This is a genomic window from Microbispora rosea, assembly GCF_044460045.1.
Classification (GTDB): domain Bacteria; phylum Actinomycetota; class Actinomycetes; order Streptosporangiales; family Streptosporangiaceae; genus Microbispora; species Microbispora rosea.
This window is the reverse complement of the sequence record NZ_JBITJO010000012.1, coordinates 144,403-167,355: the sequence shown is the minus strand read 5'-3', so window position 1 is coordinate 167,355 and position 22,953 is coordinate 144,403. Positions and strand designations below refer to the sequence as shown.

Here is a 22,953-nt window from a genome sequence, read left to right as displayed (position 1 = left end):
TCGTGATGGCGCGGTCCGCCTGATGCGACCCGCCGCCACTGTTCGGGCGGCTCGGCGCACGGGGCCGGCCCGGTCGGAGTCCGGGCCGGCCCTGCCTGGTGGGTGGATGTGCGTTACGGCGCGGGGACGCCGTCGAGGATGCTCACCGCGTCGGTGCCCGGGGTGACGACGAGCTTGCGGGTGAGGGTGTAGGAGCCGCCCGCCGGAACGTCGACGTTGAACCGGCTCATCACCCAGTTGCCCGCGGCGTAGACGTCGAAGGCGCCGGCCGGCGTGCCGTAGACGAGCCCGAAGACCTGCGGGTCGGTCCCGGTCATGCCGATGTACGGCTTGGCCGGGGCGTACACCGCCGTCGCGCCGGGTGCCACGATGCCGGTGCCCGGGATGACACTGGCCTGACCGGCCGCGTCGTGGTCCATCGCGTCACCGGTCCACAGGTTGAGCGGAGCCGAACCGGAGTTGCTCAGCTCCGTCGAGACGGTGGCGAAGTCGTCGCCCGGCTTCAGCGTGTACGTCGTCGTCGCCGTCAGACCCGTGAAGCCGGTGACCGGCCCCGACACCTTCACGACGGCCTTGTCGCCGGTCGCCTGGACGATCTTGACGTCGGTCGCCGCCACCGATCGGATGTCCCACGCGTTGTTGCCGGTCGGCTGGGTCGCCGAGACGTAGGGCAGGTTGATCCAGTCGAACTGGTCGGCCATGCCGCGGACGGCGACGTCGACCGGCTTCCCCCGGGTGCCCCCGGAGAGCTGCGAGTCGTTGTAGGCGTCGGCGATCGCCATCGAGAGCTTGTCGTTCTCGAGCATGACGTCGCCGTAGCCCGCCTCGACCAGCCCCGAGCCGATCTGCTTGCCGTAGCCCGCCTCGACCGTGACCGGGCTCAGCGCGACGTCGGCGACGCCGCTGCCCGCCGCCGGCACGGTGACCGTGCCGGCGGCCGTCTGGTAGCCCAGCTTGGACACCCGGACGTCGTACCGACCGGCCGGGGCCTTGACGAGGTACTTGCCCTGGGCGTCGGTGCTCGTGGCGGCGACCACCGTACCGGCCTGCTCGAGGGTGACCCGGGCTCCGCCGACGGCGGCGCCGCCCGCGGTGATCGTGCCGGCCGCGCGAGCGGCGTCCGGCACGGCCGCGTCGTGCAGGTCGATCTCGCCGACCCACTTCGCGATGTTTCCGGTGGGGTCGCCACCCGCGGTCGCGTAGTCGGTCAGGTGGTAGAAGCTGAACTGCTTGGTGGCACCGGGCGCCATCGTGGCGTCGTAGTAGAGACCCTCGACGTAGCCGTACGCACCGACCGCGGCCGGGGTGTCCAGCGCCCACGCGAGACCATGGGCGGCCTGGCCGTTCGTGGTGGCCGTGTCGGCGCCGACGTAGACGTAGTTCCCGGTCCAGCCCGAGGTCTTCAGACCGGGGTTGACGCCGCCGAACCCGGGGATCCGGCCGTTGTCGACCGAGCTGTCGGGGTCGATCATGTAGTTGAAGTAGCCCTGGTAGCCCGTCGTGCCGGTGTTGGTCAGCTTGACCGTCATCTTCACGATCGGAGCGTCGGGCAGGGTCTCATAGCGGACCTGTGCCTTGATCGCCGGGTTGGCCCGGTACTGACCGTTGCCGACGACGGCGGCGCCGTCGACCGCGAGGTCGGGCAGGTCGAGCTGGTCGTCCGGCCGGTCCCACGAGTCGGGCGGCGTGAGGCTCGGACGCAGCAGCATCTCGCCCCAGTCGAGGGTCTCGGCGCCGTTGGCGTCGTTGAGCATGAGGTCCGACAGCGCGCCCAGGCCCAGACCGCCGGCGCCGTTGTTGCCCCCGGCGTACGGCGTCACGGACGCCCGGATCTTGTCATTGGCCAGGTAGTAGTACTCCTTGCCCGTGACGACGTCGGTGCGCGTGCTGCCGTTGCCGTAGTCCGGGGCGTACGTCGACGTCCCGGCGACCGGGTGGTTCACCTTGATCAGCTTCAGGTCGGCCGTCGCCTTGCCGGTGGCACCGACCTTGACCTCGGCCGCCGAGCGCTCGTCGGCGATCAGGCCGCGCTTGGCCGCCGTGACGGTCCAGGTGGACGCCGGCAGGCCGATCCGGTAGTGGCCCTGGGCGTCGGTGCTGGTCACGGCGGTGTCCTGACCGGCCGCGACGGCGGTGACCTTCGCACCGGCGATCGGAGCGCCCGTCTCCGGGTCGCTGACCGTGCCGGTCAGGGTCGCCCAGCGCTGCGCGGACTGGCCGCCCGGCACGTAGGCGTAGAGGTTGCCGTCCCAGGCGCCCGCCACGACGGTGTTGCCGCTGACGGCCGGGCCGGCGCCCACCCAGGTGCCGATCTCGTGGCTCCACAGGATCTGACCGGTGTCGGTGGCCAGGGCGTAGAACCTGCCGTTGTTGGCGCCGACGAAGAGCGTGTCGCCGGCCACGACCGGGCTGGACATGACGCCACCGTGGTAGATGTCGCCGGGCAGCGCCCGCTCCCAGAAGACGTTGCCGGTCTGGGCGTCGAGGGCGACGACGGCGCCGCTCGGGAAGCCCATGTAGACGACGCCGTCCTTGACGGCCGCCGCGCTCGGGGTCGAGTTGCTCGACACGAGCGAGGAACGCGGGCTCCGGTAGGTCCACAGCGTCGCGCCGGTTTCGGCGTCACGCGCGACGATGCCGTTGTCGGCGCCGATGAAGACCTTGCCCTCGGCCGCGGTCGGCACGCCGTCCTGCCAGTTGCCGAGCGACTCGGCTCCGGTCCACTTGCGGGCGCCGGTGGCCAGGTCGTAGGCGAGCACGCGGTCGGCGGTCTGGTTGCCGACGTACACGGTGCCGTCCATGACGGCGGGGGTGCCGTCGCTCATCTGGTTTCCGGACATCGGCGACGCCCAGATCTGCCGCCCGGTCTTGGTGTCGAGCGCCTTGAGGACGCCCTGGCTGCCGATGCCGAAGCGGGTCTGGTACGGCCAGAGCACGGTGTGGCCGGAGACGGCCGGCGAGTAGTAGCCGTAGGTGCGCTGGTTGTTCGGGGCCGGCGCCTGCTCGGGCACGGCCTTCCAGCGCAGCTTACCGCTCTTCGCGTCCACGGCGTACAGCTCCGAGCCGAGGGTCGGCGCGAAGATCAGGCCGTCACCGTAGGCGAGGCTGCCGTGGATCGACTGCGGCACCTGGAAGTTCCACAGCTCCTTGCCGTCCTTCAGCTGGACGGCGTGGATCCGGCTGTTGCCGTCGCCGTTCTCGTCGCGGGTGCCCGCGTAGACGACGCCGTCGTGGATGACCGGCGACCCGGTGAGGAAGGTGCCCTCGGTGCGGAAGCTCCAGGCCAGGAGGCGGCCGGGCTCCTGCGCCGGCGCGACGCCGGAGTGCGCCACGTCGCCGTGGTGCTGGTTCCAGTCGCCGCCGGCGACCGGCTTGAGGCCCGGGCCGTGGGTGAGGGTGAAGTCCGCCGACTTGGTCCAGGTCTTGCCGGCCGCGTCGACCACCTGCACGTCGATGCGGTGCGCACCGGCCTTCTGCCGGTTGGCGGGAAGATCGGCCTGCCAGGTGAACTCACCGGTGTGGTGCAGCGGCGACCACTTCACGTCGCCGTCGAGCCGGTAGCTCGCCGAGACGACCTCGTCGCCGGTGTCGTACGCGTTGATCTGGACGCCCGGGAACTTCACCGCCGGCGCCTCGGAGCCGGGCGCGGGGCTGACGATGGTGACGTGCTCGTTCTCGCCGTACATCCGGAACGGGTTGTCGAAGCCCGGACCCGCCATGTGGATGTAGCGGAAGCCACGGGGCGCGTTGTCGATCGTGTACGAGCTCGACACCGTCTGGATGTGCTTGGCGGTCGAGGCGAACGCCGAGTTGTTCTCGACGTGGTTGGAGTGCTCGTGGCCGACCAGGATCAGCTGCGCCTTGTATTTCTCCAGCACGTCGCCGAAGGCGTCGTACTCCGACGGCGATCCGAACGGCACGTTCATCGGCTGGTGGGTGAGGACGACGAGCTCGATGTCGTTTCTCGGGTCGTCGTCGAGCGGAACGCTCGCGGCGAGGTCGTCCTTGAGCCAGTTCAACTCCTCGTCGAACGGCGCCGAGCCGTTGTTCTCCAGCACCACGAAGTGCCGGTTGCCGTAGTTGAACGAGTACCACTCCGGACCGACGTTCTTGCGATAGTTGTCGATCTTGTCTGCGTACGCCGAGCCGCTCGCGTACTCGTGGTTGCCGACGGCCGGCCACACGCCGACCGCCGACTGCTGGATGCCGCGACGATACGTGTCGAACTGCCCCTGGCTGGCGTCGTTGGTGAGGTCGCCGCTGACCGCGATGAAGCGAAGGTCGGTGCCCGTGGAGTTGATCTCGCGGATCTGGTCGGGCAGCTGCGCGTTGACGTGCGGGTCGGCGATGTTGGCCCAGGAGAAGGTGTCGCCGTCCGAGACGTCGTCACGGACGAGCGCGAAGTCTGCGGTCGGCGTGGCGTCGTCGGCGAGCTGACCGAGGTTGGCCCAGAATCTCGGCTCCTTGTACTCGTCCAGGCCGAACCGGTAGCCCCGCGGCTGGGAGACCCACACGATGTCCGTCTTGCGACGGTCGGTGGAGATCGTCAGCGAGTAGGAGCCGTCGGCGGCGGTCGTGGTGGCGACCTCGCCGTCGGAGACGCGCACGCCGGCCAGGCCGGTCTCGCCGGGGTCGCGCCGGCCGTCGCCGTTGACGTCGGCATACACGACGCCGCTGACGGTGGCCTCCGGCGGGTCGATGGCGGCCGCCGCGTACGACGCGAGCGGCCCCGCCACGACACTGGCGGCGAGCCCCAGCGTGGTGATGTACAGGACGACGCGCAGGCGCGCGCGTGTCCAGGTGAACGCGGACATCGGGTTCCTTCGAAAATGAGGGAGGTGGGTGTCAGGCCAGGAACGGGGAGCGTTCCACGAACCAGACCAGACCGGCACCGGCGACCACGACGGTCGCCGCGACGGTGCCGAGCATGAGGGCGCGAGCGGCGACCGGAGTGGTCGCGGCCCTGCGCAGGAACAGCAGCGCCGGGAAGGCGAGCGCGATGATCGTCAGCTGGACCAGTTCGATGCCGACGTTGAAGGAGACCAGGTCGGCCAGCGTCGAGGCCGACAGCGGCCCGTCGACGGTGAGCGCGCCCGCGAAGCCGAGCCCGTGCAGCAGCCCGAAGCCGAAGACCACGGGCAGGCGGTGGCTCGTCTTCGGCGCGAGCAGGTTGTCGAGCGCGACGAACGCGATCGACAGCGCGATGAGCGGCTCGACGATCCAGCCGGGCACGCTGACCCACCCGGCCGCGGCCAGCACCAGGGTCACCGAGTGGGCGACCGTGAAGGCGGTGGAGACCTCGATCACGTCGCGCAGCCGCCGCGCGCCCAGCAGCAGCGCCAGCAGGAACAGCAGGTGGTCGAGCCCCGAGAGCAGGTGCTCCGCCCCGAGCCGGACGAATCGCGGGATCTCGCTGAGCAGGTCGGTGTGCCCGACCGTGACGCTGGTGCGGGCGGTGTCGAGCAGTGTCGAACCGCGGTGACCGTCGATGTCGTAGGCCACCAACGTCTTGGTGTCGTCGACCACGCCGTCGGAGGCGCGGAAGATGTCGCTGCGCACGGTGAGCGCGCCGGACGCCGGGCAGCCGTAGGCGAGGGCGACCCGCACCGCGCCCGAGGCGGCGAGTTCGACGCGGGCGTCGTCCTCAGGGGTGCACCCCACCAAGCCGCGGCTCAGCCGCAGCCGCCCGCCGACGTACGCCGCCACGTCGCCGGCGTGCGCGTCCAGCGAGCCGCGCCGCACCTCGGTCGGCACCTCGGGGGCCGCGCCGTCCACGCCGGCCGCGTCCAAGGCGAGGGCGCCGTCGAGACCCAGCAGCCGGGCGAGGACGTCGTACTCCACGTCGACGACGGCACCGACGCCGTCGCCCTGGCCACGCAGGTCGACCACGACCGACGTCGCGCGGACGTGCGCCTGCGCCGGAGGGGCGATGAGGAGCATGGGGACAAAAGCGGCAAGGAACGCCAGGAGACGCACAGAACAGCACTTCCGTCGTAGGGGGGCGATCACCGCCAACCCTGCAGTGATCACTCCTTACCCGGCAACCCGCGACGGCCCAATTCACCGACCCTTCCGCCGCCGGTCACCCACCGGCCGGGAGCCGGTTTCCGGACGCCCGGAGCCGGGGCGGACAAGGGTGGGAATGGGAACGCCCCCGGCTCCTTGCGGAGGCCGGGGGCGCGGTGCTGCTGAAGGGTCAGGGCAGAAGGGTCAGGACTGTTTCCACGGTTCGAAGTAGGCGACCGTGACCATGTCCACGTCGACGGCGTCCGGCGGGGTGCCGCCGGTCGCGCTGGTGCCCGTCACGAAGATGCGGACTCCGTTGCCGGATGTGGCGTCCACGGCCAGGCCGCGGGCGCCGTCCCCGGCCGCGACGTTTCCGTCGTAGCGGCCCGTCCAGATCGGCTCGCCGGTGCCCGCGTCGTAGGCGATGGTCACGTAGTCCGTGGTCACGGCCGTGCCCAGCTCCGTTTCGCTGTTCACGCTGCTCTGGCCGGTGACGACGACCTTGCTGCCGTCCGGCGTCGTCCGGACGCCGTAGGCGTAGTCCTCGTTCTTGGCCGTGCCGTCGAAGCTCCGCACCCAGGAGCGTGCGCCGGTGGCCGGGTCGTAGGCGATGGTGGTGTAGTCGGACCCGGAGCCTTCGCCGGTGGTGTTGCCGGTGACGTACAGCTTGCCGCCGGGCGCGACGGTGATGTCGTGCGGGGTGTCGCTCTCGTGGGCGGGACCGTCGTAGGTGTCGGCCCAGAGCTTCCTACCCGTGGCGACGTCGTAGGAGACGGTGGTGTAGTCGGTCTGCGTTCCGGGGTTGCTGGTGACGCCGGTGACGACGACGGCCTTGCCGTCCTCGGTGACCGCCAGGGCGGAGGGGATGTCCAGGCCGTGGTCCTCCCCGTCGAGGTCGGCGGCCCAGAGCTGCTTGCCGGTGGCGGCCTGGTAGGCGACGGTGCCCCAGTCGGTCAGGCCGGTGCCCTCGGGGCCCGCGCTCTGACCGGTGACGACGACCGTGGACCCGTCAGGGGTCACCGCGACCTCCCGGCCGTCATCGGTGCTGGAGCCCGGGCCGTCGTACTGCACGAACCAGGACTGCTTGCCGGTGGCGGTGTCGTACGCGGCCGTGAAGTAGTCGTTCTTGTCGGCCTCACCGAACGAGGTCATGCCGGTGACGTAGACGGTCTTGCCGTCGGGCGCGACCGCGGCCCCCTTGGCGTAGTCGCCGGAGGAGTGAGTGGCGTGCCGGGTCTCCCACAGCTGCTCACCGGACGCACTGTCGTACGCGATCGTGACGGCGTCCAGGCCGATGCCGGCGCCCTGGCTGGTGCCGACGACGAAGAGCTTGGAGCCGTCAGGGCTGATCTCCAGGCCGTACGGCTCGTCGTACACCTTCGCCGGGCCGACGTAGGTCCTGTTCCACAGCTCGGCGCCGGTGACCGCGTCGTAGGCGACGGTGACCATGGACGTGCTGTTCTGGCCGAACGTGGCCGCCTGGCTGAGGCCGGTCACGTAGACCCGCTCACCCTTGGGGTCGAGCGTGACGTACTCGCCGGAGCCGGCGTCGCCCGCGACGCCGTACGAGGCCGCCCAGGTCTCCTGCGCCGGCCGGACCACCAGCGGGATGCGTACGGTGTGCTTCTCCTTCTCCTTCCAGGTGAGGTGGCCGCCGACGTAGGCGTTCATCTCGGCGGTGGTGCGGCTGAACGTGACCGTGAACGACTTGGTCTCGCCCGCCTTGAGCTTGAGCGTGTCCGGCGTCACCTCGGCCTCGATCCCGTCCAGGCCGGTGACGGAAGCGGTGTACGTGGCGGTCGAGCGGCCGACGTTGGTCACCTTGCGGGTCACGGTCTGCGTGCCGGTCAGCCGGCCGATCGCGATCGAGGGGGTGTTCAGGTCGTTGGGGTCGAACGAGTAGCCCTTGTTCTTCAGCTCGTCGCAGGCGTCCTTGGTGACGCCCCTGGTCTCGCCGCAGAGGAACGCGATCCAGTCGTCGGTGCCGCTGTCGTAGACAAGGCCGGGGTCGGCGGCGTTGTTCGGGGCGGCGTGGCCGGCGCCCGCACCGAAGATCACCGAGGGATCGTCGGCAGGGCCGTCCTTGACGTCGGTGCCGCTGGTCATGAGGGCCGACTTGACGGCCATCGGCGACCAGTCGGGGTGCAGGTCCTTCAGCAGCGCGGCGAGGCCGGCGATGTGCGGGGCGGCCATCGACGTGCCGCTGGACAGGTTGAAGTCGAGACCCCCCGAGCCGGCCGGGGAGAACGCGGCGAGGATGTCCTGGCCGGGAGCGATCACGTCGGGCTTGAGCACGTCGCCGCCGCCGGCGCTGAGAGGGCCGCGCGAGGAGAAGTCCGCGACGTACGGGGCCGGGGCGCCGGTGTCGACCGTCGCCTGCTCGACGGTGGCGGTGGCGCCGTCGGTGGCCGCGTAGTCCTTGACGGCCTGCCGGTCCTTCACCCGCAGCTGCACCGTGGGCACGGGGGTCAGGTCGGTGTAGAACGAATCGTCGTCGACGTTGGTCAGGATGACGCCCAGGCCGCCGGCCTCCGACACCGCGACGCTCTTGTTGACCCGGGCCGTCACGCCGCGGTCACAGACCACGATCTTGCCCTTGATCTTGGCCGGGTCGAGCACCGCCGTGCCGCCGTTGTCGCGGGCGGCCCAGCACTGCGCCGCCTCGGTGGGGTCGGCTCCGGGCAGGCCCGCCGTCGCGGCGTCGACGAGCGGCGCCGGACCCGCCTTCGCGGGAGCCGCGGACGGCCCGGTGTAGGAGGTGCCGTCGCCCAGCGTCACCTTCCCCTGCGTCGTCCGGTTGTGTGTGCCGGCGGCGACCGTGGTGAGCCACGGGGAGGGGTGCGCCACCGTGTTCGCGGCCGGGCCGCTGTTGCCTCCGGCGGCGGAGACGAAGATGCCCGCGTCGGCGGCGGCCAGGAAGGAGAGCTCGGCCGGGTCGAGGAAGTCGGTGCTCGTCCCGGAGACGGAGTAGTTGATGACGTCGACGCCGTCGGCCACCGCCTGGTCGATGGCGGCGACCAGGTCGGAGTTGTAGCCGCTGGCCGTGTCCGCGGCCTGGGTGGACCACAGCGCCTTGTACATGGCGATCCTGGCGCGCGGCGCGATGCCGCTGATCTTGCCGTACCCGGCGGCGGGGCCGGTCACCTGCACGTCGTGGTTGCCCGCGGCGGTCGAGGAGGTGTGGGTGCCGTGGCCGTTGTAGTCACGGGGCGAGGCGAACTCCCAGGGCATGAACTCCTTCATGCCCTGGTCGCCACCCCAGCCCTCGTCGAAGTGCCGGGCGCCGACGATCTTTCCGTCGCACAGGGAGGCGTCCCAGGAGTCGTCCGGGCTGCTCTGGTCGCACGTGCCGGTGTAGCCGCTGACCGGACCGTACGCGTGGCCGTCCGGATCGGGGTTGGCGAAGCTCGGGTTGTCCGCCCAGATGCCGCTGTCGATCACGCCGATGACAAGGTCCTCACCGGCGCCGCCCTTCCTGCCGCTGGGACCGCCGAGCTGGTCCCACAGGCCGCCGCGGGCGTCGAGGCCGAGGAACGACGGTGTCGAGGAGGTCTGCACCGTGACCTTCTTGTCCTCGGTGACCGTCACCACATCGGGGAGCGCGCGCATCTTCGCCGCCTGCGCGGCGGTCATCTTGGCGGCGAACCCGCCGAAGGAATAGACGTAGTCGTAGATCTTCTTGCCGCCGGCCTTCTTCAGCGCGGCGTCGTGGCGGCCCTTGAGATGGTCGACGTACCTCGTCACCGCGGCGGACCTGGGCTGAAGCTTCTTGCCCCGCTCCGGCTTGGTCCTGGTCAGCCCGGCCACGTCGCCCTCGTACGTCGCGACGGGGTCGGACAGCATCTGCACGATGTAGGTCTTCTGCTCCTCGGCGCCGGTCGCCGCGGAGGCCGATCCAGGCCAGGCGAGGCCGCTCACCGCCAGTGCGGTCAACGCTGCGGCCGCTGCCAGCCTTCTGGGGACTATGGGGGTTGTGGAATGCATTGTTGCCCTTCATGCCTCTCCGCGCATCGCACGGACGATCGCTGAGGCTAGAAAGGGGGCACGAGATGAGGCATCCGTACTGTACACGGATTTTTGGGCGGTACTTAACCCACTCTTGGTACCCTGTTCGTGCCGGTTGGTGCAGGTAGGGGGTGGCCGCATGCCGTCGGGCGCCCTGTCCGACACGCTCGTCGGCCGGCACGCCGAGCTGGCCCTTCTGCGCGGGGTCATCGACGCACGGCCCTCGCTCGCCCTGGTCGAGGGCGAGGCGGGCATCGGCAAGAGCCGCCTGGTCGCCGAACTCTTCGCGGCACCCGACCTGGCCGCGACCCGCCGGCTCGTGGGCCAATGCGAACAACTCCAGGAACCGCTGCCGTTGTCGCCGCTGCTCGACGCGTTCCGCCGGGCGGGGGCCGAGCTGGCCCGGTCGCGACCGCCCAACCCCGTCGTCGGGGCGCTGGCGCCGCTGCTGCCCGAGATCGCCGAGCTCCTGCCGCCGCCGCTACCGCCTCTGCCCGACCAGCGGGCCGAGCGGCACCGGGTGTTCCGCGCCGCCGTCGCGCTGCTCGACCACCTCAGCCCGCTGGCGCTCGTCCTGGAAGATGTGCACTGGGCCGACGGCGGCACGCACGACTTCCTCGCGTTCCTGGCCGCTCACATGCCACCCGGCCTGACGGTGATCCTCACCGTACGCACCGGGTCGGGCTTACTGCCGATCCGCGAAGCCCTCGCCCGGGCGCCGTCGGGACCGGCCCGCACGATCAGCCTGGCCCCGCTCACCCTGCCCGAGGTCGAGGAGCTCGCGCGGAGCATCGTCAGAACCGATCTTCCTCCGGCGTTCGCCGAACCCCTCTACGAGAAGACCGGCGGCATCCCTTTCATCGTGGAGGAGGTGCTGCGCACGCTGCTGGAACGGCTGCCCGCGGGCCAGATCCCCGGCCGCCCCGACGTCCTGGCCGACCTCGCCGTGCCGACCGTGCTGCGCGACGTCGTCCTGCAGCGGCTGTCCGCGCTCGACGACCCGGCGCGGGAGATCCTCGGGGCCGCCGCCGTCGTCGGCATGACGCCGGACGAGCGCGTGCTCGCGGAGGTCGCGGGCAGCGGGCCGCCGGCCGTCGCCAGGGCGCTGGCGCAGGCCCAGGCGGTGGGGCTGCTGCACGAGGAGGGCGGCCGGTGCCGCTTCCGCCACGCGCTGGCGCGGCAGATCGTGTACGAGTCCGTCCCCGTGTCCGGCCGCCGATGGCTTCATCTCCAGACCGCGCAGGCACTCGAAACCGGCGCTGCGTCCGGCGCCGGGCCCAAGCCGGTGGCCCGGCTCGCCCACCACTACCGGCACGCGGGGCGCGCGGCCGAGTTCGTGGCCAACGCGGAGGCCGCCGCGGACACCGCCTCCTCCCACGGTGACGACGCCACCGCGGCACGGTTCCTGCTCCAGGCGCTGGAGATCGGCGAGTTGTCCCGTGAGGTACGCGTGCGGCTGGCCGTCAAGCTCGGCCGGGCGGCGGTGGACGGGCTGGCGCATGCGGAGGCCCTGCCGGTGCTCGAACGCCTGCTGGCCACCGAGCCCCTCCCCGCTCCCCTGCGCGGCGAGCTGCGTTTCGCGCTCGGCCGCCTGCTGCGGCAGCAGGGCGAGACGCGGGCCGGCCACCTCCAGATCGAGGGCGCTCTGGAGGACCTCGCCGAGCGGCCCGCGCTCCTGGGACGGGCGCTGGCGGTGCTCGCCGCGCCGGAGACCGTCGTGGACCGGCACGTCAGCGAGCACGCCGCACGCTGCGACCAGGCCGAGAAGGCGGCCCGCCGCAGCGGCGAACGCGACGTGCGCGTCGCGGTGCGCATCGCCAGGGCCTCACTCCTGCTGGAGCAAGGCGACCCCGCCAGCACGCGGCTGATCGCCGGGCTGCTGCACGACGACGAGCTCAGGGCCGCGCCGCGGGAGCACGCGCGCGCCTGCCTCAACTGGGCGCAGGGCGCCCTGCACGTGGGCCGGCTGGAGTTGGCCGAGGCCCTGCTCGCCGAGGGACGCCAGGTGGCCGACCAGGCCGAGTATCTCCGGCTGGCGGAGATCACCGAGCTGGTGACGGCCGCCGTCGACCTGGCCGCCGGGCGGTGGGCGGGCCTGGAGGAGCGCGCCTCCCGGTTGGCGGGCCAAGGGGCCAAGGTGGGGGCCGCGTCCCTGGACCGGCGGCTGCTGCACGCCACGCTTCTCGCCGCGACCGGCCCGGCCGAGGACGCGACCGCCCGGCTGGGTGACGTGATCGCGGTGGCGGAGCGGGTCGGGGCCGTCTGGCCGCTCATCCCCGCCCGGGTGACGTTGTCCCGGCTGCTGCTGACCTTGGACGACGCCGCCGGAGCGGTCGAGCACGCCACCGCCGCGCTGGCCCACGTACGGAGCAAGGGGAACTGGGTGTGGGGGGCGGAGAGCGTGCTGTGCCTGGTGAACGCCCTGGACGCGCTCGGCGAAGCAGACCAGGCGGCCGGGCTGGTGGACGAGCTGGGTGTGGGGATCTCGGGCGCCGACGCGCCGATCGCACAGGCGGCGCTGCTGAGCGCGCGGGCCGTCCTGGCACGGTCCCTGGATCCGCCGGAGGCCGACCGGCTGCTGGACGCGGCGCATACCACCCTGCGTGAGGCCGGGCTGCGCTACGAGGAAGCGCTCGCCGCCGAGCGCCTGGGCCGGTGGCGCTGCGAGCGCGGGGCGGCCGACGGCGGGCGGCTGCTGGAGGGCGCGCTGCGCCTGTACGGCGAGATGGGCGCGGACCGGGACATCGCGCGGGTCTGCCGGCTGATGCGGCAGAACGGGGTGCCCATTCCCTATCCGTGGCGCGGTGGGCGGCCGTCCCATGGGCAGACGTTGTCGTCCCGGGAGCGCGAGGTGGTGCTGCTGGCCGCGCGGGGGAAGACGAACCAGGAGATCGCCACCGAGCTGTTCCTGTCCAGGCGCACCGTGGAGAGCCACGTCTCCAGCGCGCTGCGCAAGCTCGGGCTGCTGTCGCGCAAGGAGTTGCGGGGGCGGGCGGCGCTCCCGGCCGAGCCGACCGGCTCGGCGGAGGCTTAGTCACCTCGGTACGAGGGGTAGGTCAAGCTGGCCGCACATCTCCGCGAGCAGCCGCCGCACCGAGTAGCTTGGACTATTGCGTCCAGTATGCTGGGGTCCAGGCGGCTCCATGACAACAACCATCTGTGACGATCAAGCAATGAAGACGATCAGCGGCGTACGTCCCTGAGTGACGCGCGCCCATCGATGCACGCGGCCGGACGGCGGTGTCCAGATCGACCGGCCGCCTCCCATGGCCCCTGGCGCCCAGATGTCGAGCGGGCTTCCATCCCTGCGGCATCTCCGCAAAGACGACACATGACCGAGGAGACGATTCTCATGAAAGCGATCGTGGCGACCGACCAGGCCGCGGGACTGGCCGGGATGAGGCTGGTGGAGCGGCCCGAGCCGCCGGCGGCCATCAACGACGTCATCGTCGAGGTTCATGCGTCGGGATTCGTCCCGACCGAGATGGAGTGGCCCTCGACCTGGACCGATCGCCGCGGCCTCGACCGGACACCGTCGATCCCCGGCCACGAGATGGCCGGAGTGGTCACCGCCCTCGGTTACGGCACGACGGGGCTGTCGGTGGGGCAACGGGTCTTCGGTCTCACGGACTGGCATCGCGACGGCACCCTGGCGGAGTACGTGGCCGTCGAGGCACGCAACCTCGCACCGCTCCCCGGCGACGTCGACTTTACGGTGGGCGCGAGCCTGCCGATCTCAGGGCTGACCGCGTGGCAGGGGCTGTTCGACCACGGCCGCCTGAAGGCCGGGCAGAGCGTGCTCGTGCACGGCGCGGCCGGCGCGGTCGGGTCGTTGGTGACGCAGCTCGCGAAGGAGTTCGGCGCGTACGTCATCGGCACCGGGCGCGCCGCCGACCGACAGAAGACGCTCGACTACGGCGCGCAGGAGTTCGTCGACCTCGACAACGACGCACTGGAAGACGTCGGCGGAGTCGACCTGGTTATCGACCTCATCGGCGGCGACGTCCAGAGGCGGTCCGCGGCCATGATCCGAGCCGGAGGAACGCTGGTGTCCGTCGTCGGACCGCCGGAGGCGCGGCCCGCGGACGGCTTGGCGATCGACTTCGTCGTCGAGGCCGATCGCGCCCAGCTGGGTGAGATCGTGCAGCGGGTGCGGGACGGACGGCTGCGGACGAACATCGGCGCCGTCGCGACCCTCGACGACGCCGTCGCCGCCCTCAACCCGACCGAGCGACGCAAGGGGAAGACGGTCATCAGCGTCCGTCCGTGAGGCTCGGGGACGGCGAGAAACCCTTCCCCCCGGTGGATCACGGTCAGCCACGCGGCCGGATTCGCCGGCTCGTACGGGGACAGGCGATCGGACCGGTCCGCCATCCGGCGTGCACCCGGCGTAACCACGGCCGGCTGTCACCGGATGGCGATTCTGGACTAAATCGTCCACTTTATGATTGCTCAGGTGCCGCGCCGGAGCGACTTGATCAGTGCGTGCGCGGCGTTGTGCTGCTCTGGCGAAAGAGGAGGCAGTGGGCGACCCAGAGACTGATCGAGAGAACCGCCGATGGGTGCGCGATCTCGCCGCCGCCGGCCCCGCCAGAGAGGCGGCGTCCCGGGAGCTGTATCCGTTGCTGCTTCGCATCGCGATCACCGAGGCACGCCGGCGTGCGCCGATCCTGGAGCTGGACGGCCCGGAGCTCGATGACATCGCTCGACAGGCCGCCGCCGACGCGTTGATGGCCGTCACCGAGCGTTTGGACAGATTCCGGGGTGAGGCACGGTTCACCACGTGGGCGAGCAAGTTCGTGATCTTCAATGTGGCCACCAAGATGAACCGTCACTTCTGGCGTCGCCAGGATGTCCCCTACGATCGAGAGGATTGGTCCAAGATCGCATCGCGGTTCGACGTGGGTCCCGACGACGAGGCGCAGGTCCGGGAGTTCGCGGCGGCGGTCTCGGCCGCGGTCGAAGAGAACCTGTCGGAGCGACAGCGCATCGTGTTCGTCGCGACGGTCCTCAACGGCATGCCGATGGATGTTCTGGCCGACGAGCTGGGCTCGACCCACAACGCGCTGTACAAGGTGCTCTTCGACGCCCGCAAGAAGCTCCGGGCGGCGCTGGTGGCGAGTGGCTACCTCGCCCGAGGCACCTGAGGCCCGCTCCGATACACGACCTGGCGGTCTCAGCCACCGGGCCTCGCGCGCGCCGCCGCCTCGGCAGACGCACGATCAGAGTAGCCAGGGTGCCGGGCGTCGATCAGATCGGCGTAGGCGGTAGTTCGCGAAAGGTAGTCGGCGACGAAGGGGCAGATCACGGTGATCGTGCCCTCGCGGGCGCGGATCTCGTCGAGCACGCGCCGCACCATCGCGCCCGCCACGCCCTGGTGCTGATGATTCGGCTCCACCTCGGTGTGCACTAGGGCGTAACGGTTGGGCTTCAGGTGGGTGTAGTAGAGCCACCCGACCAGGTCGCCGTCGCGATGGAGCTCGAAGCGGCCGCGGTCGGCGTTTTCGGACAGCTCCTCGGTCGCCGGCGCCTGTTCCTCGCCGCTCATCGACTCATTCCTCCAGTGTTCAAACGACGGGTGTGTCGGTCACGTTCGTCAGCGCTCGCAGCAGCGATCGCGCGTCGTACGGGCCGGTGTGCCTGCGGCCGTTGATGAAGAGCGTGGGGACGGCCGTGATGTTCATGGCCTCGGCGTCGAGCATGTCGTCGCGCACCCGGCCGGTGACCTCGGCCGAGATGAGGTCCTTCTCGAACCGCTCGAGGTCCAGGCCCAGATCGTCCGCGATCCGGATGATGTCGGACGGCCGCTGGTTGTCCTGATCGTCGAAGAGCGCGCGCGCGAAGTCGAAGAATCCGCCCTGCGCCGCCGCCGCCTCCGTCGCCTCCGCGGCCGCGAGGGCGTTGGGGTGGATCTGCACGAGCGGGGCGTGGCGCCAAACGTAGCGGAGCCGGTCTCCGAGTACGTCGCGCACCTCCAGGATCGAGCCGGACGCCTTGAGGCAGAAGCCGCACTGGAAGTCTCCATACTCGACGATCGTGTAGGGAGCGTACGGGTTCCCGAGCACGTGGTCGCGTGCGGGGTCGACCGGGCGCGCGAGCGTCTGACCGGAGTCGTCGTCGGGGCGCACGGCGTCCGAGATCCGGAAGATGATCGTCGCGAGCACGAAGGCGATGACCGACGCCGCGAGCACACCCACCCGCGCCTCGTTCTGCGCGAGCTCGTCATCGATCGCGAGGTCCACGATGAACAGCGAGATGGTGAATCCGATCCCGCACACCGCGGCGCCGCCGAGGACGCGATCGAGGGTGAGTCCCGCTCCGAGTTCGCCGATCTTCAGGCGTCGGAGGAGCGCGCTCGACCCGAAGACGCCGAGGAGCTTGCCGACGACGAGGCCCACGACGACGCCCCACGTCAGGGTGGAACCGGCAGCGCCGGCGAGAACCTCGGGGTTCAGCACCACACCCGCGTTGGCGAGGGCGAACAGCGGAAGGATGACGTACGCCACGTACGGGGCGTAGGCCGACTGGAGTCGCTCGTTGATCGAAATCGATTCGCGCAGGCTGTTCGCGGCGGCGCGGGCGTACTCGGTGTTGGGCGACTGGCGGAAGGTGCGCGCGAGTTCCAGCGCGCGCTCGACGTCGCTGCGGTTGGGGCGGTACACGGGGACGAGCAGTGCGATCGCGACGCCCGCGAGGGTCGGGTGCACGCCCGAAGCGAGGAAGGCCAGCCACACCACGATCGCGAGAGACGCGTACACCGGCCCGCGGCCGCTAGGGAGATAGCGCGTGAAATACACCCCGGCGAGCCCGGCGGCGGCGACGAGGAGCGGCAGCGGGGTGAAGTGCTCGGTGTAGACCAGGGCGATGATGCTGAGCGCACCGATGTCGTCGACGACCGCGAGTGCCAGGAGGAACACGCGCAGGCGTCCGGGGACGCGGGGGCCGATCAGGGCCAGGGCGCCCACGAGGAAGGCCGTGTCGCTCGAGATCACGGCTCCCCACGCCTGCTCGTTTCCGGAGCCTCTCGCGATGAGGACGAAAAGGAGTGCGGGCACCACCAGACCCGCGATGGCGGCGGCGACGGGCACCAGGGCACGGGACCAGCTCGTCAGCTCGCCGATCGCGAACTCCCGGCGCACTTCGAGCCCGACCGTGAAGAAGAAGACCGCCATCAGCGCGTCGTTCACGAGTGCGTGAAGCGTGAAGTCCAGATGCAGGTCGCCGATGCCGACCATCAGATGGGTCTGCCAGAACGTCTGATACGACGCCAGGGACACGTTGGCCCAGATGATCGCCGCAAGCGTCGTACCGAGGAGGAGCAGGGCGCCGATCCGGTTCTGGCCCATTGCGCCGATCCGCGCGGCGATCGACGGGCGTCGACCGGCGCCGGCGGCGCCCTCCTCAGGGTCGAGTGAGGTCTGGATGACGGTGGGGTTCGTCATGATGACTCCCGTGCCGGCTGTTCCCGCTCGTGTCGGGGTGCGGGTTGCGTGCGGCGATGACGGTGAACACGGTGGCGACGAGGGCGAGCGCGCCGTATCCGAGGGCGATCTGAGGCAGTGAGAAGGTCGTGGAGAGTCGGCCGGAGACCAGGGCGGGGACAGCAGCGCCGCTGTAGCAGAGCAGGTAGATCACGCTGAAGATCGGTGCCCGGTCGGCCAGGGCGCTGCCGTACAGCAGGCCGCGGGTGGCGGCGCTGATGGCGATGCCTTGGCTGGCGCCCGCGACGACGGTTGCGGCGATGAACAGCACCAGGGTGCCGGTGGCGATCGCTGTGATGACGCCGATCCATCCGGCCAGGAAGATGATCACGCCGAGGCGTTGGGCGGCCGCGGAGGTGAACCGGCCGCCGAGGGGAGCACCGAGAGCGCTGGGGCCCATGTAGGCGGCGAACACCAGCCCGATGACGAGCGGGCTGCGCGTGTGGAGTTGATCTTCGACGAGTGCCGGCACGAAGGCCTGGTAGAAGGCCCCGGTCGCCCAGGTGGCCAGGAACACCGCCACCGCTACGGGGAGCAGATGCCTGACCCGGGCCGGTACGCGGACCTTGGGACGCAGTGATGACCAGGCGCCGGGCGACGGAGGCGCCGTCTCCGGGCTGACGGCGACGAGTGCGGCGGACAGGAGAAGAAGGCCGGCGGCGACCAGGTAGATGAGCTGTCGTGGCCAGGGGCCGAACTGGACCAGCGTTCCGGACGCGATGGCGCCCACGGCGAGGCCCAGCATGACTGTCTGGCTGGAGGCGACGGAGGCCAGCCAGGCCGGCCTGGCCGGTGCGGCATCGACGATGTAGGAGGTGAGGCTGCTGCTGGCCAGCCCGGCGCCGAGGCCCATCAGGAGCCGACCGGCGATCAGGACGCCGATGTCGTGCACGTTCAGCAGCAGCAGACAGCCCAGCACGAGGAGGCCGAGGCTCGCGATGGAGATGGGCCGGCGGCCCAGATGATTCGACAGCCGTCCCATCACCAACAGTGTGGCAAGAGTGGCGGCGGAGTAGGCGACGACCGTCATCGAGATACCGGCGTTGGTGAACCCGTTCTCCGCCCGATAGATATTGAAAAGCGGGATCGTCGACCCCACCGCCGCGAACGCGGCCACCAGGGATACCACCGCAGCCAGGAATGCCAGCCGGATCGTTCTGCCCCGGCGAGCCTGGTCGAGCGCCGGCGTCACCTTCTGCATCGGGCCGTGCCTTTCTGTTGTTCTGGACCACCGTTTCCGGAGACTTCGCATCGCGCACGCCGACGTGGCCGCCCACCGTGAAGGTGTCGGCGAGTCAGGACCGCGCGTCCTGCTCGACCTCATCGACGAGAAGCTCCGCCGCAGGGTCCGCCTCAAGCCGCTCATCGGGGATCGGCCGTCCGCTGCGCAACGAAACTCCGTAGGTGCCGGCCCGCAGGCGTTCGCCGGCCCGATCGAGCGCAGCCAGCCGCAGGTTGAGCTGCTCGGCTACAGCATCGTCGAGAAGCTCTTGGGCGAGCGGGTTCGCCGAATCGAAGACCGAGGTCCTCGCATCAGCGGCCGCCTCCAGGTCGGCCGCCCGGGCAGCGGCCGCGTACATGAGAAGTTCCTTGATGCGTTCACGTTCACCCTCGATCAACTGATGTGCGCGGGCTGGATCCATGTGCGACTCCCTGCTGGTGCCGATCGGTGATCAGCGTCGGTGGCGGGACTTCGGCCGGGCCAGGTCACGTCCGCCCCTGGCGGTCTTCCGAGTTAGTGTCCTGAAGGCCGCATCTCTTTCGTCTGCTGTCTCCGGCTCGCTGCGACGTCGCCCGATGCGAGCCCAGATGGACGACTTCGTCCAGTACGGCGTAGCGTTGTCAGCCGCCGAGCGCGCCTTCCGGCGCGCCCCTTTCCCGCATCGAGGAGCAGCGTTGGCTCACGAGGTCACTATCGCCGGTTCGACCATCAGCACTCCGCGGTTGCGGCTGCGTCCGTGGCATCACGATGACGCGGCCGCCGCGCTCGACATCTACGGCAGCTCGGAGGTCTCCCGATGGCTGGCCCCGGCGATGGATCACGTCATCGACCTTGAACAGATGCGCGCCGTGATCACCAAATGGATCGCCGCACCTTCGCGACCCCAGGGGCGCCCGAGTGGCCGGTGGGTGATCGAAGAGACCGAGAGCGGGCGCGTCGCAGGCTCGGGTCAGATTCTTCCGCTGCCGCCGGAGGGCGACGACCTGGAGCTGGGTTACCAGCTCGCCCCGTGGGCGTGGGGGCGAGGGCTGGCGGTCGAGGCGGGTCACGCCCTGGCCCACTACGCGTTCAGCAACGGCGAGGAGGAGATCTTCGCCGTCCTACGGCCCAAGAACGAGCGCGGCGGACGCGCCGCCCGCCGCATCGGGATGGAGTGGGTCGGAGAGACGGACAAGTACTACGACCTGCGGCTTCAGATCTTTCGGCTGCGGAAGGGCGACTTGGACAGCTCCGTACTCCGGCCGGGCCCCGTCGAACGCTGATCTCGGTTCGTCCCCTGCCGTTCTCCCGCGGGACGGCCGCACCCCGTCCTGTGGTGCCACAGTAAAGTGGACTAAATAGTCCTATATCGTGGCAGGATAGATAGGTCGTCTCGACTGGCCGGGAGGGATCGATGAGCACGCACTTCGCAGAAGTGCTGGCCCGCGAGAGCGCATGCCTGGCTGGAGTCACCGACGGGGCGAAGCTGGCCGACTGGCGCCGCCGGGTCGTCGAGGAGCTCATGACCCCACTGTCGCCGTACGTGTTCGCACTGAGACAGACAGGGGACGTCCCCGGGCGAGCCGACTTCCTCGATCGGTGGCGCGAGCTCCTCGCCGAGACGGTGGACCGGTTGCTGCGGTCCGGCACGACGGGCGACACACATTCCTCAGGTCAGACCCGGAGGACCGATGTCGACGCCCAGAAGACCGCGCTGCTGATTCTTGCGACGCTGCATGGAGGCAGCACCCTGAGTCAGATCACAAAAGACCCTTGGCCACTCAACGCCGCGCTCGACCTCGCGCTCGCGCCTTTCACGGCAACGGAGGACAACAGCCCCGCAAGGACGGGGACGAGTAGTCCGATCGGTAACATGAACACGTGATGACGACCGCCGACCCGCGTAATGGCAGACGCCTGACGGCGCGCGGCGCAAAGACGCGGGCGAGGATCGTCGCTGCGGCAACCGACCTGATGTACGTAAAAGGAGTCGGGGCCACCACGCTTGATGACGTGCTGGCGGCGAGCGGAGTCAGCAAGTCGCAGTTGTACCACCACTTCGACGGCAAGGACGCGCTCGTACGGGCCGTTATCGACAACGTCGGGGAACGCGTCATCGAGCGCGAGCGCGAGGCCCTCGGTCACGTCTCGACGATCCGGGGCCTGCGACGCTGGCGGGACGTGTTGGTCCAGAACAACGCCCTCCGGCATGGCGCCTACGGCTGCGCGCTCGGCTCGCTGGCCTCCGAGGTCTCCGATCACGACGCTCTCGCACGTGAAGCCCTGTCTCGGCTGTTCGCCGAATGGCAGGGGCTCCTGGCAGGCGTGTTGCGACGGCTTCAAGACGATGGCGTGCTTCCGCCCGACGCGTCGGTGGACCAGCTCGCGACCGGGCTCATGGCCGCCCTCCAGGGCGGGTACATGCTTGCCCAGACGGCGCGCGATGTCACACCCATGGCGACAGCGATCGACATGGTGCTTGCACACATCGAGAGCCTGTCCAAACGCTGAGCTCATCGCCCGACGGCTTCGGAACGACACGGCTTCGGAACGAATCGAAGTCGCGGGGCGCCCGGATCTGCTCCGCCACCACGCGGCGGAATCCACGCTGTCGTGCACGGCCATCGCCTTCGATCCCCCGCGATCTGGATTTCGCCATCGCGAAGGATCAGGCGATGGCCGTCCTCAGCTCACGACGCCACGCCTCTACCAGCGCAAACTCTCACACCACACCCGTGGACGCAGCGTCAGCGCCCGCCGTTCGTGTCTCGCGCGGTGCGAGTGGCGATGAAAGCCGAGCGGTGGACGTCGATGGCATCCTTCCATTCGGGATGGTCTTCGACGTAGTCGGCGACAAACCCGCAGTAGATACCGGCCTAGGTGTGACTCTGGCTCAGATCTTCAAGCGCGTAGCGCGCCAGCGCCGAAGCGACGCCTCGATGCCGTTGGTCCTGGTCCACGAAGGAGTGCGTGAGCGAGACCCGTCCGCCGGTGGTCTCGTAAGCCAGAGTGCCGACGACCTGGCCATCGATCAGTGCCTCGTAAAGGCGGGTGGTCTCATCCTTGCGCACCTCGACGGTGGCCGGTGATCGCTCCATGCTCTCTTGCTCGCCTCGTTCGTCTCAAGTCGGTGGGTCTGGCCGGCGCCCGCATGGGCGCCTTCGGACTATCCAGTCCAATCTAAGGTACTTCAACCCCATGCTCCAAAGCAGCCGTACGCCTTGATTGGACCTTAGGGTCCAATATAAGAATCCTCGCCGGCGTGCTGCGGCGGGCCATGCCGAGAAGAGGCTGAGCCTGTGAGCGCCAATAGCAGGCCCTCCAAGTCCTGGGCGCATGGACCGCAGGCCAACAAGTGCGCATGAACGCCCGGGAACCGCTCGCTCGGGTCGTCTCCCGCAGCCAGCAGCTCCCCGTAGACGTCCAGGATCTCCATGGCCTCGTCGCAGCCGGCGTCGCGTGGATCGGTCTGGAGAAAGGCGTCCAGTCGAGCCCAGTGATCACTGCGCTGATCACCGGATCCGTTCTGCGCGTTGTCATCCACGCATCCACCTTGGTTGATCCATGCCTCGGACGCCTAACCGGAGTGTCGAGGAAACGGAAAGCACTCCCCCATCTCGTCGATGCGGTAGCGCGTCCCCACTCGTATCGGCTGGGCCGTACGGGAGGAGACGACCGCGGCAGCCGACGGCACGACTCGAGGCAGAGGCCGGGATGGGTGGCTCTGATGTGAAGAGCGGATCAGCAGGGGTTGAGGCTGCAGCGTGCTCGGCACCGGCGTGATCGGTCAGGTCTCAATCTGAACCTGGCGGCCGTCGAAAGCGACGTAGCCGCTGAAGTCGCGGCCGACACGGGCCGCCGCCGACTCCTTGATGTCCGGATAGGACCAAGCCCCGTCCCTGAGCACCGTCTCGCCGGCCAGGACGTCGTGATACTGCGCCCTCCCCTTCCAGGGGCAGGTGTAGGGCGTTGGGCTGTCGCGGAGCACGCCGGCCACGACCGAGTCCGGCGGGAAGTAGACATTCCCCTCTATCCTCACTACCGCCTCGTTCGCGGCCTCGGCCACGACCGTCTCCCCTACCACTGCCTTCATTCCGTTTCCCTCCATCGATCCTCCGGCCGGCCACAATCGTCCTCGCGATGCGGGCACCAGAACCCCGCTTCCCTCGACGGACTCTTCGAGTCGAAGTCGGCTTGCACGTTCACCTAGACGTTGGTGACGGGAAGGGCTCTCCTTCTTACCCGTGTCTTGAGAACACA

16 protein-coding genes are annotated in these 22,953 nt (G+C 70.0%); 6 read left to right on the top strand and 10 right to left on the bottom strand.

Annotated elements, in window-relative coordinates:
• Positions 1-113: 113 nt before the first annotated feature.
• The 3 genes from ACIBK1_RS35330 to ACIBK1_RS35320 form a co-directional block, all read right to left on the bottom strand.
• Entirely contained in the window at positions 114-4,814 is a 4,701-nt protein-coding gene (locus ACIBK1_RS35330) for an outer membrane protein assembly factor BamB family protein (protein WP_396740036.1), read from the bottom strand.
• A 31-nt stretch (positions 4,815-4,845) separates the two neighbouring features.
• Positions 4,846-5,940: a HupE/UreJ family protein gene (locus ACIBK1_RS35325; RefSeq protein WP_051762540.1), complete on the bottom strand. Its 1,095-nt coding sequence runs from the start codon at positions 5,938-5,940 to the stop codon at positions 4,846-4,848.
• A gap of 270 nt (positions 5,941-6,210) precedes the next feature.
• Positions 6,211-9,939, bottom strand: a complete 3,729-nt coding sequence (locus tag ACIBK1_RS35320; RefSeq protein ID WP_396740035.1) for a S8 family serine peptidase — start codon at positions 9,937-9,939, stop codon at positions 6,211-6,213.
• 211 nt (positions 9,940-10,150) lie between these two features.
• Between ACIBK1_RS35320 and ACIBK1_RS35315 the strand changes: the two genes are divergently transcribed.
• The 3 genes from ACIBK1_RS35315 to ACIBK1_RS35305 all read left to right on the top strand — a co-directional run bounded on the left by ACIBK1_RS35315 (position 10,151) and on the right by ACIBK1_RS35305 (position 15,158).
• A complete protein-coding gene (locus ACIBK1_RS35315; protein ID WP_396740034.1) occupies positions 10,151-13,045 on the top strand; it encodes a helix-turn-helix transcriptional regulator in 2,895 nt (964 codons plus the stop codon).
• A gap of 318 nt (positions 13,046-13,363) precedes the next feature.
• On the top strand, positions 13,364-14,281 hold the full coding sequence (locus ACIBK1_RS35310) for an NADP-dependent oxidoreductase (protein WP_030511552.1): 918 nt from the start codon (positions 13,364-13,366) through the stop codon (positions 14,279-14,281).
• Between the two features lie 253 nt (positions 14,282-14,534).
• Positions 14,535-15,158 (top strand): sigma-70 family RNA polymerase sigma factor, encoded by a 624-nt coding sequence (locus tag ACIBK1_RS35305; protein ID WP_030511553.1) that lies wholly within the window; start codon positions 14,535-14,537, stop codon positions 15,156-15,158.
• Positions 15,159-15,187: 29 nt separating this feature from the next.
• On the opposite strand, the gene ACIBK1_RS35300 is transcribed toward ACIBK1_RS35305, so the two are convergent.
• From ACIBK1_RS35300 to ACIBK1_RS35285, 4 genes are all read right to left on the bottom strand, one after another.
• Complete coding sequence (locus tag ACIBK1_RS35300; RefSeq protein WP_051762542.1) at positions 15,188-15,559, bottom strand: GNAT family N-acetyltransferase; 372 nt, start codon at positions 15,557-15,559, stop codon at positions 15,188-15,190.
• A 19-nt stretch (positions 15,560-15,578) separates the two neighbouring features.
• Complete coding sequence (gene nhaA, locus ACIBK1_RS35295) at positions 15,579-17,453, bottom strand: Na+/H+ antiporter NhaA (protein WP_396740033.1); 1,875 nt, start codon at positions 17,451-17,453, stop codon at positions 15,579-15,581.
• Positions 17,413-18,693: an MFS transporter gene (locus ACIBK1_RS35290; protein ID WP_396740032.1), complete on the bottom strand. Its 1,281-nt coding sequence runs from the start codon at positions 18,691-18,693 to the stop codon at positions 17,413-17,415. Before ACIBK1_RS35290 ends, nhaA begins: the two co-directional genes overlap by 41 nt.
• Positions 18,694-18,787: 94 nt before the next feature.
• Positions 18,788-19,135 (bottom strand): TraR/DksA C4-type zinc finger protein, encoded by a 348-nt coding sequence (locus tag ACIBK1_RS35285; protein ID WP_363422226.1) that lies wholly within the window; start codon positions 19,133-19,135, stop codon positions 18,788-18,790.
• A gap of 253 nt (positions 19,136-19,388) precedes the next feature.
• Between ACIBK1_RS35285 and ACIBK1_RS35280 the strand changes: the two genes are divergently transcribed.
• From ACIBK1_RS35280 to ACIBK1_RS35270, 3 genes are all read left to right on the top strand, one after another.
• Positions 19,389-19,976: a GNAT family N-acetyltransferase gene (locus ACIBK1_RS35280; protein ID WP_030511557.1), complete on the top strand. Its 588-nt coding sequence runs from the start codon at positions 19,389-19,391 to the stop codon at positions 19,974-19,976.
• 131 nt (positions 19,977-20,107) lie between these two features.
• On the top strand, positions 20,108-20,578 hold the full coding sequence (locus ACIBK1_RS35275; RefSeq protein WP_030511558.1) for a hypothetical protein: 471 nt from the start codon (positions 20,108-20,110) through the stop codon (positions 20,576-20,578).
• The gene (locus tag ACIBK1_RS35270) at positions 20,578-21,204 is read left to right on the top strand and encodes a TetR/AcrR family transcriptional regulator (protein WP_030511559.1); all 627 of its coding nucleotides are present in this window, start codon (positions 20,578-20,580) and stop codon (positions 21,202-21,204) included. The genes ACIBK1_RS35275 and ACIBK1_RS35270 overlap by 1 nt, the downstream gene beginning before the upstream one ends.
• Positions 21,205-21,569: 365 nt before the next feature.
• Here the strand turns inward: ACIBK1_RS35270 and ACIBK1_RS35265 are convergent, their stop codons facing one another.
• The 3 genes from ACIBK1_RS35265 to ACIBK1_RS35255 form a co-directional block, all read right to left on the bottom strand.
• Positions 21,570-21,791 carry a GNAT family N-acetyltransferase gene (locus ACIBK1_RS35265; protein ID WP_396740031.1) on the bottom strand — a complete coding sequence of 74 codons (222 nt, stop codon included), beginning with the start codon at positions 21,789-21,791 and terminating at the stop codon, positions 21,570-21,572.
• A 134-nt stretch (positions 21,792-21,925) separates the two neighbouring features.
• Positions 21,926-22,237, bottom strand: a complete 312-nt coding sequence (locus ACIBK1_RS35260; RefSeq protein ID WP_396740030.1) for a hypothetical protein — start codon at positions 22,235-22,237, stop codon at positions 21,926-21,928.
• A 243-nt stretch (positions 22,238-22,480) separates the two neighbouring features.
• Positions 22,481-22,786 (bottom strand): DUF427 domain-containing protein, encoded by a 306-nt coding sequence (locus ACIBK1_RS35255; RefSeq protein ID WP_030511562.1) that lies wholly within the window; start codon positions 22,784-22,786, stop codon positions 22,481-22,483.
• Positions 22,787-22,953: the final 167 nt, after the last annotated feature.

Bases quoted from the DNA above. Each gene is read 5' to 3' on its own strand.
- ACIBK1_RS35330 (WP_396740036.1), bottom strand. From the start codon at position 4,814: ATGTCCGCGTTCACCTGGACACGCGCGCGCCTGCGCGTCGTCCTGTAC.
- ACIBK1_RS35325 (WP_051762540.1), bottom strand. From the start codon at position 5,940: ATGCTCCTCATCGCCCCTCCGGCGCAGGCGCACGTCCGCGCGACGTCG.
- ACIBK1_RS35315 (WP_396740034.1), top strand. From the start codon at position 10,151: ATGCCGTCGGGCGCCCTGTCCGACACGCTCGTCGGCCGGCACGCCGAG.
- ACIBK1_RS35310 (WP_030511552.1), top strand. From the start codon at position 13,364: ATGAAAGCGATCGTGGCGACCGACCAGGCCGCGGGACTGGCCGGGATG.
- ACIBK1_RS35300 (WP_051762542.1), bottom strand. From the start codon at position 15,559: ATGAGCGGCGAGGAACAGGCGCCGGCGACCGAGGAGCTGTCCGAAAAC.
- nhaA (WP_396740033.1), bottom strand. From the start codon at position 17,453: ATGACGAACCCCACCGTCATCCAGACCTCACTCGACCCTGAGGAGGGC.
- ACIBK1_RS35290 (WP_396740032.1), bottom strand. From the start codon at position 18,693: ATGCAGAAGGTGACGCCGGCGCTCGACCAGGCTCGCCGGGGCAGAACG.
- ACIBK1_RS35285 (WP_363422226.1), bottom strand. From the start codon at position 19,135: ATGGATCCAGCCCGCGCACATCAGTTGATCGAGGGTGAACGTGAACGC.
- ACIBK1_RS35275 (WP_030511558.1), top strand. From the start codon at position 20,108: ATGAGCACGCACTTCGCAGAAGTGCTGGCCCGCGAGAGCGCATGCCTG.
- ACIBK1_RS35270 (WP_030511559.1), top strand. From the start codon at position 20,578: ATGACGACCGCCGACCCGCGTAATGGCAGACGCCTGACGGCGCGCGGC.
- ACIBK1_RS35265 (WP_396740031.1), bottom strand. From the start codon at position 21,791: ATGGAGCGATCACCGGCCACCGTCGAGGTGCGCAAGGATGAGACCACC.
- ACIBK1_RS35255 (WP_030511562.1), bottom strand. From the start codon at position 22,786: ATGAAGGCAGTGGTAGGGGAGACGGTCGTGGCCGAGGCCGCGAACGAG.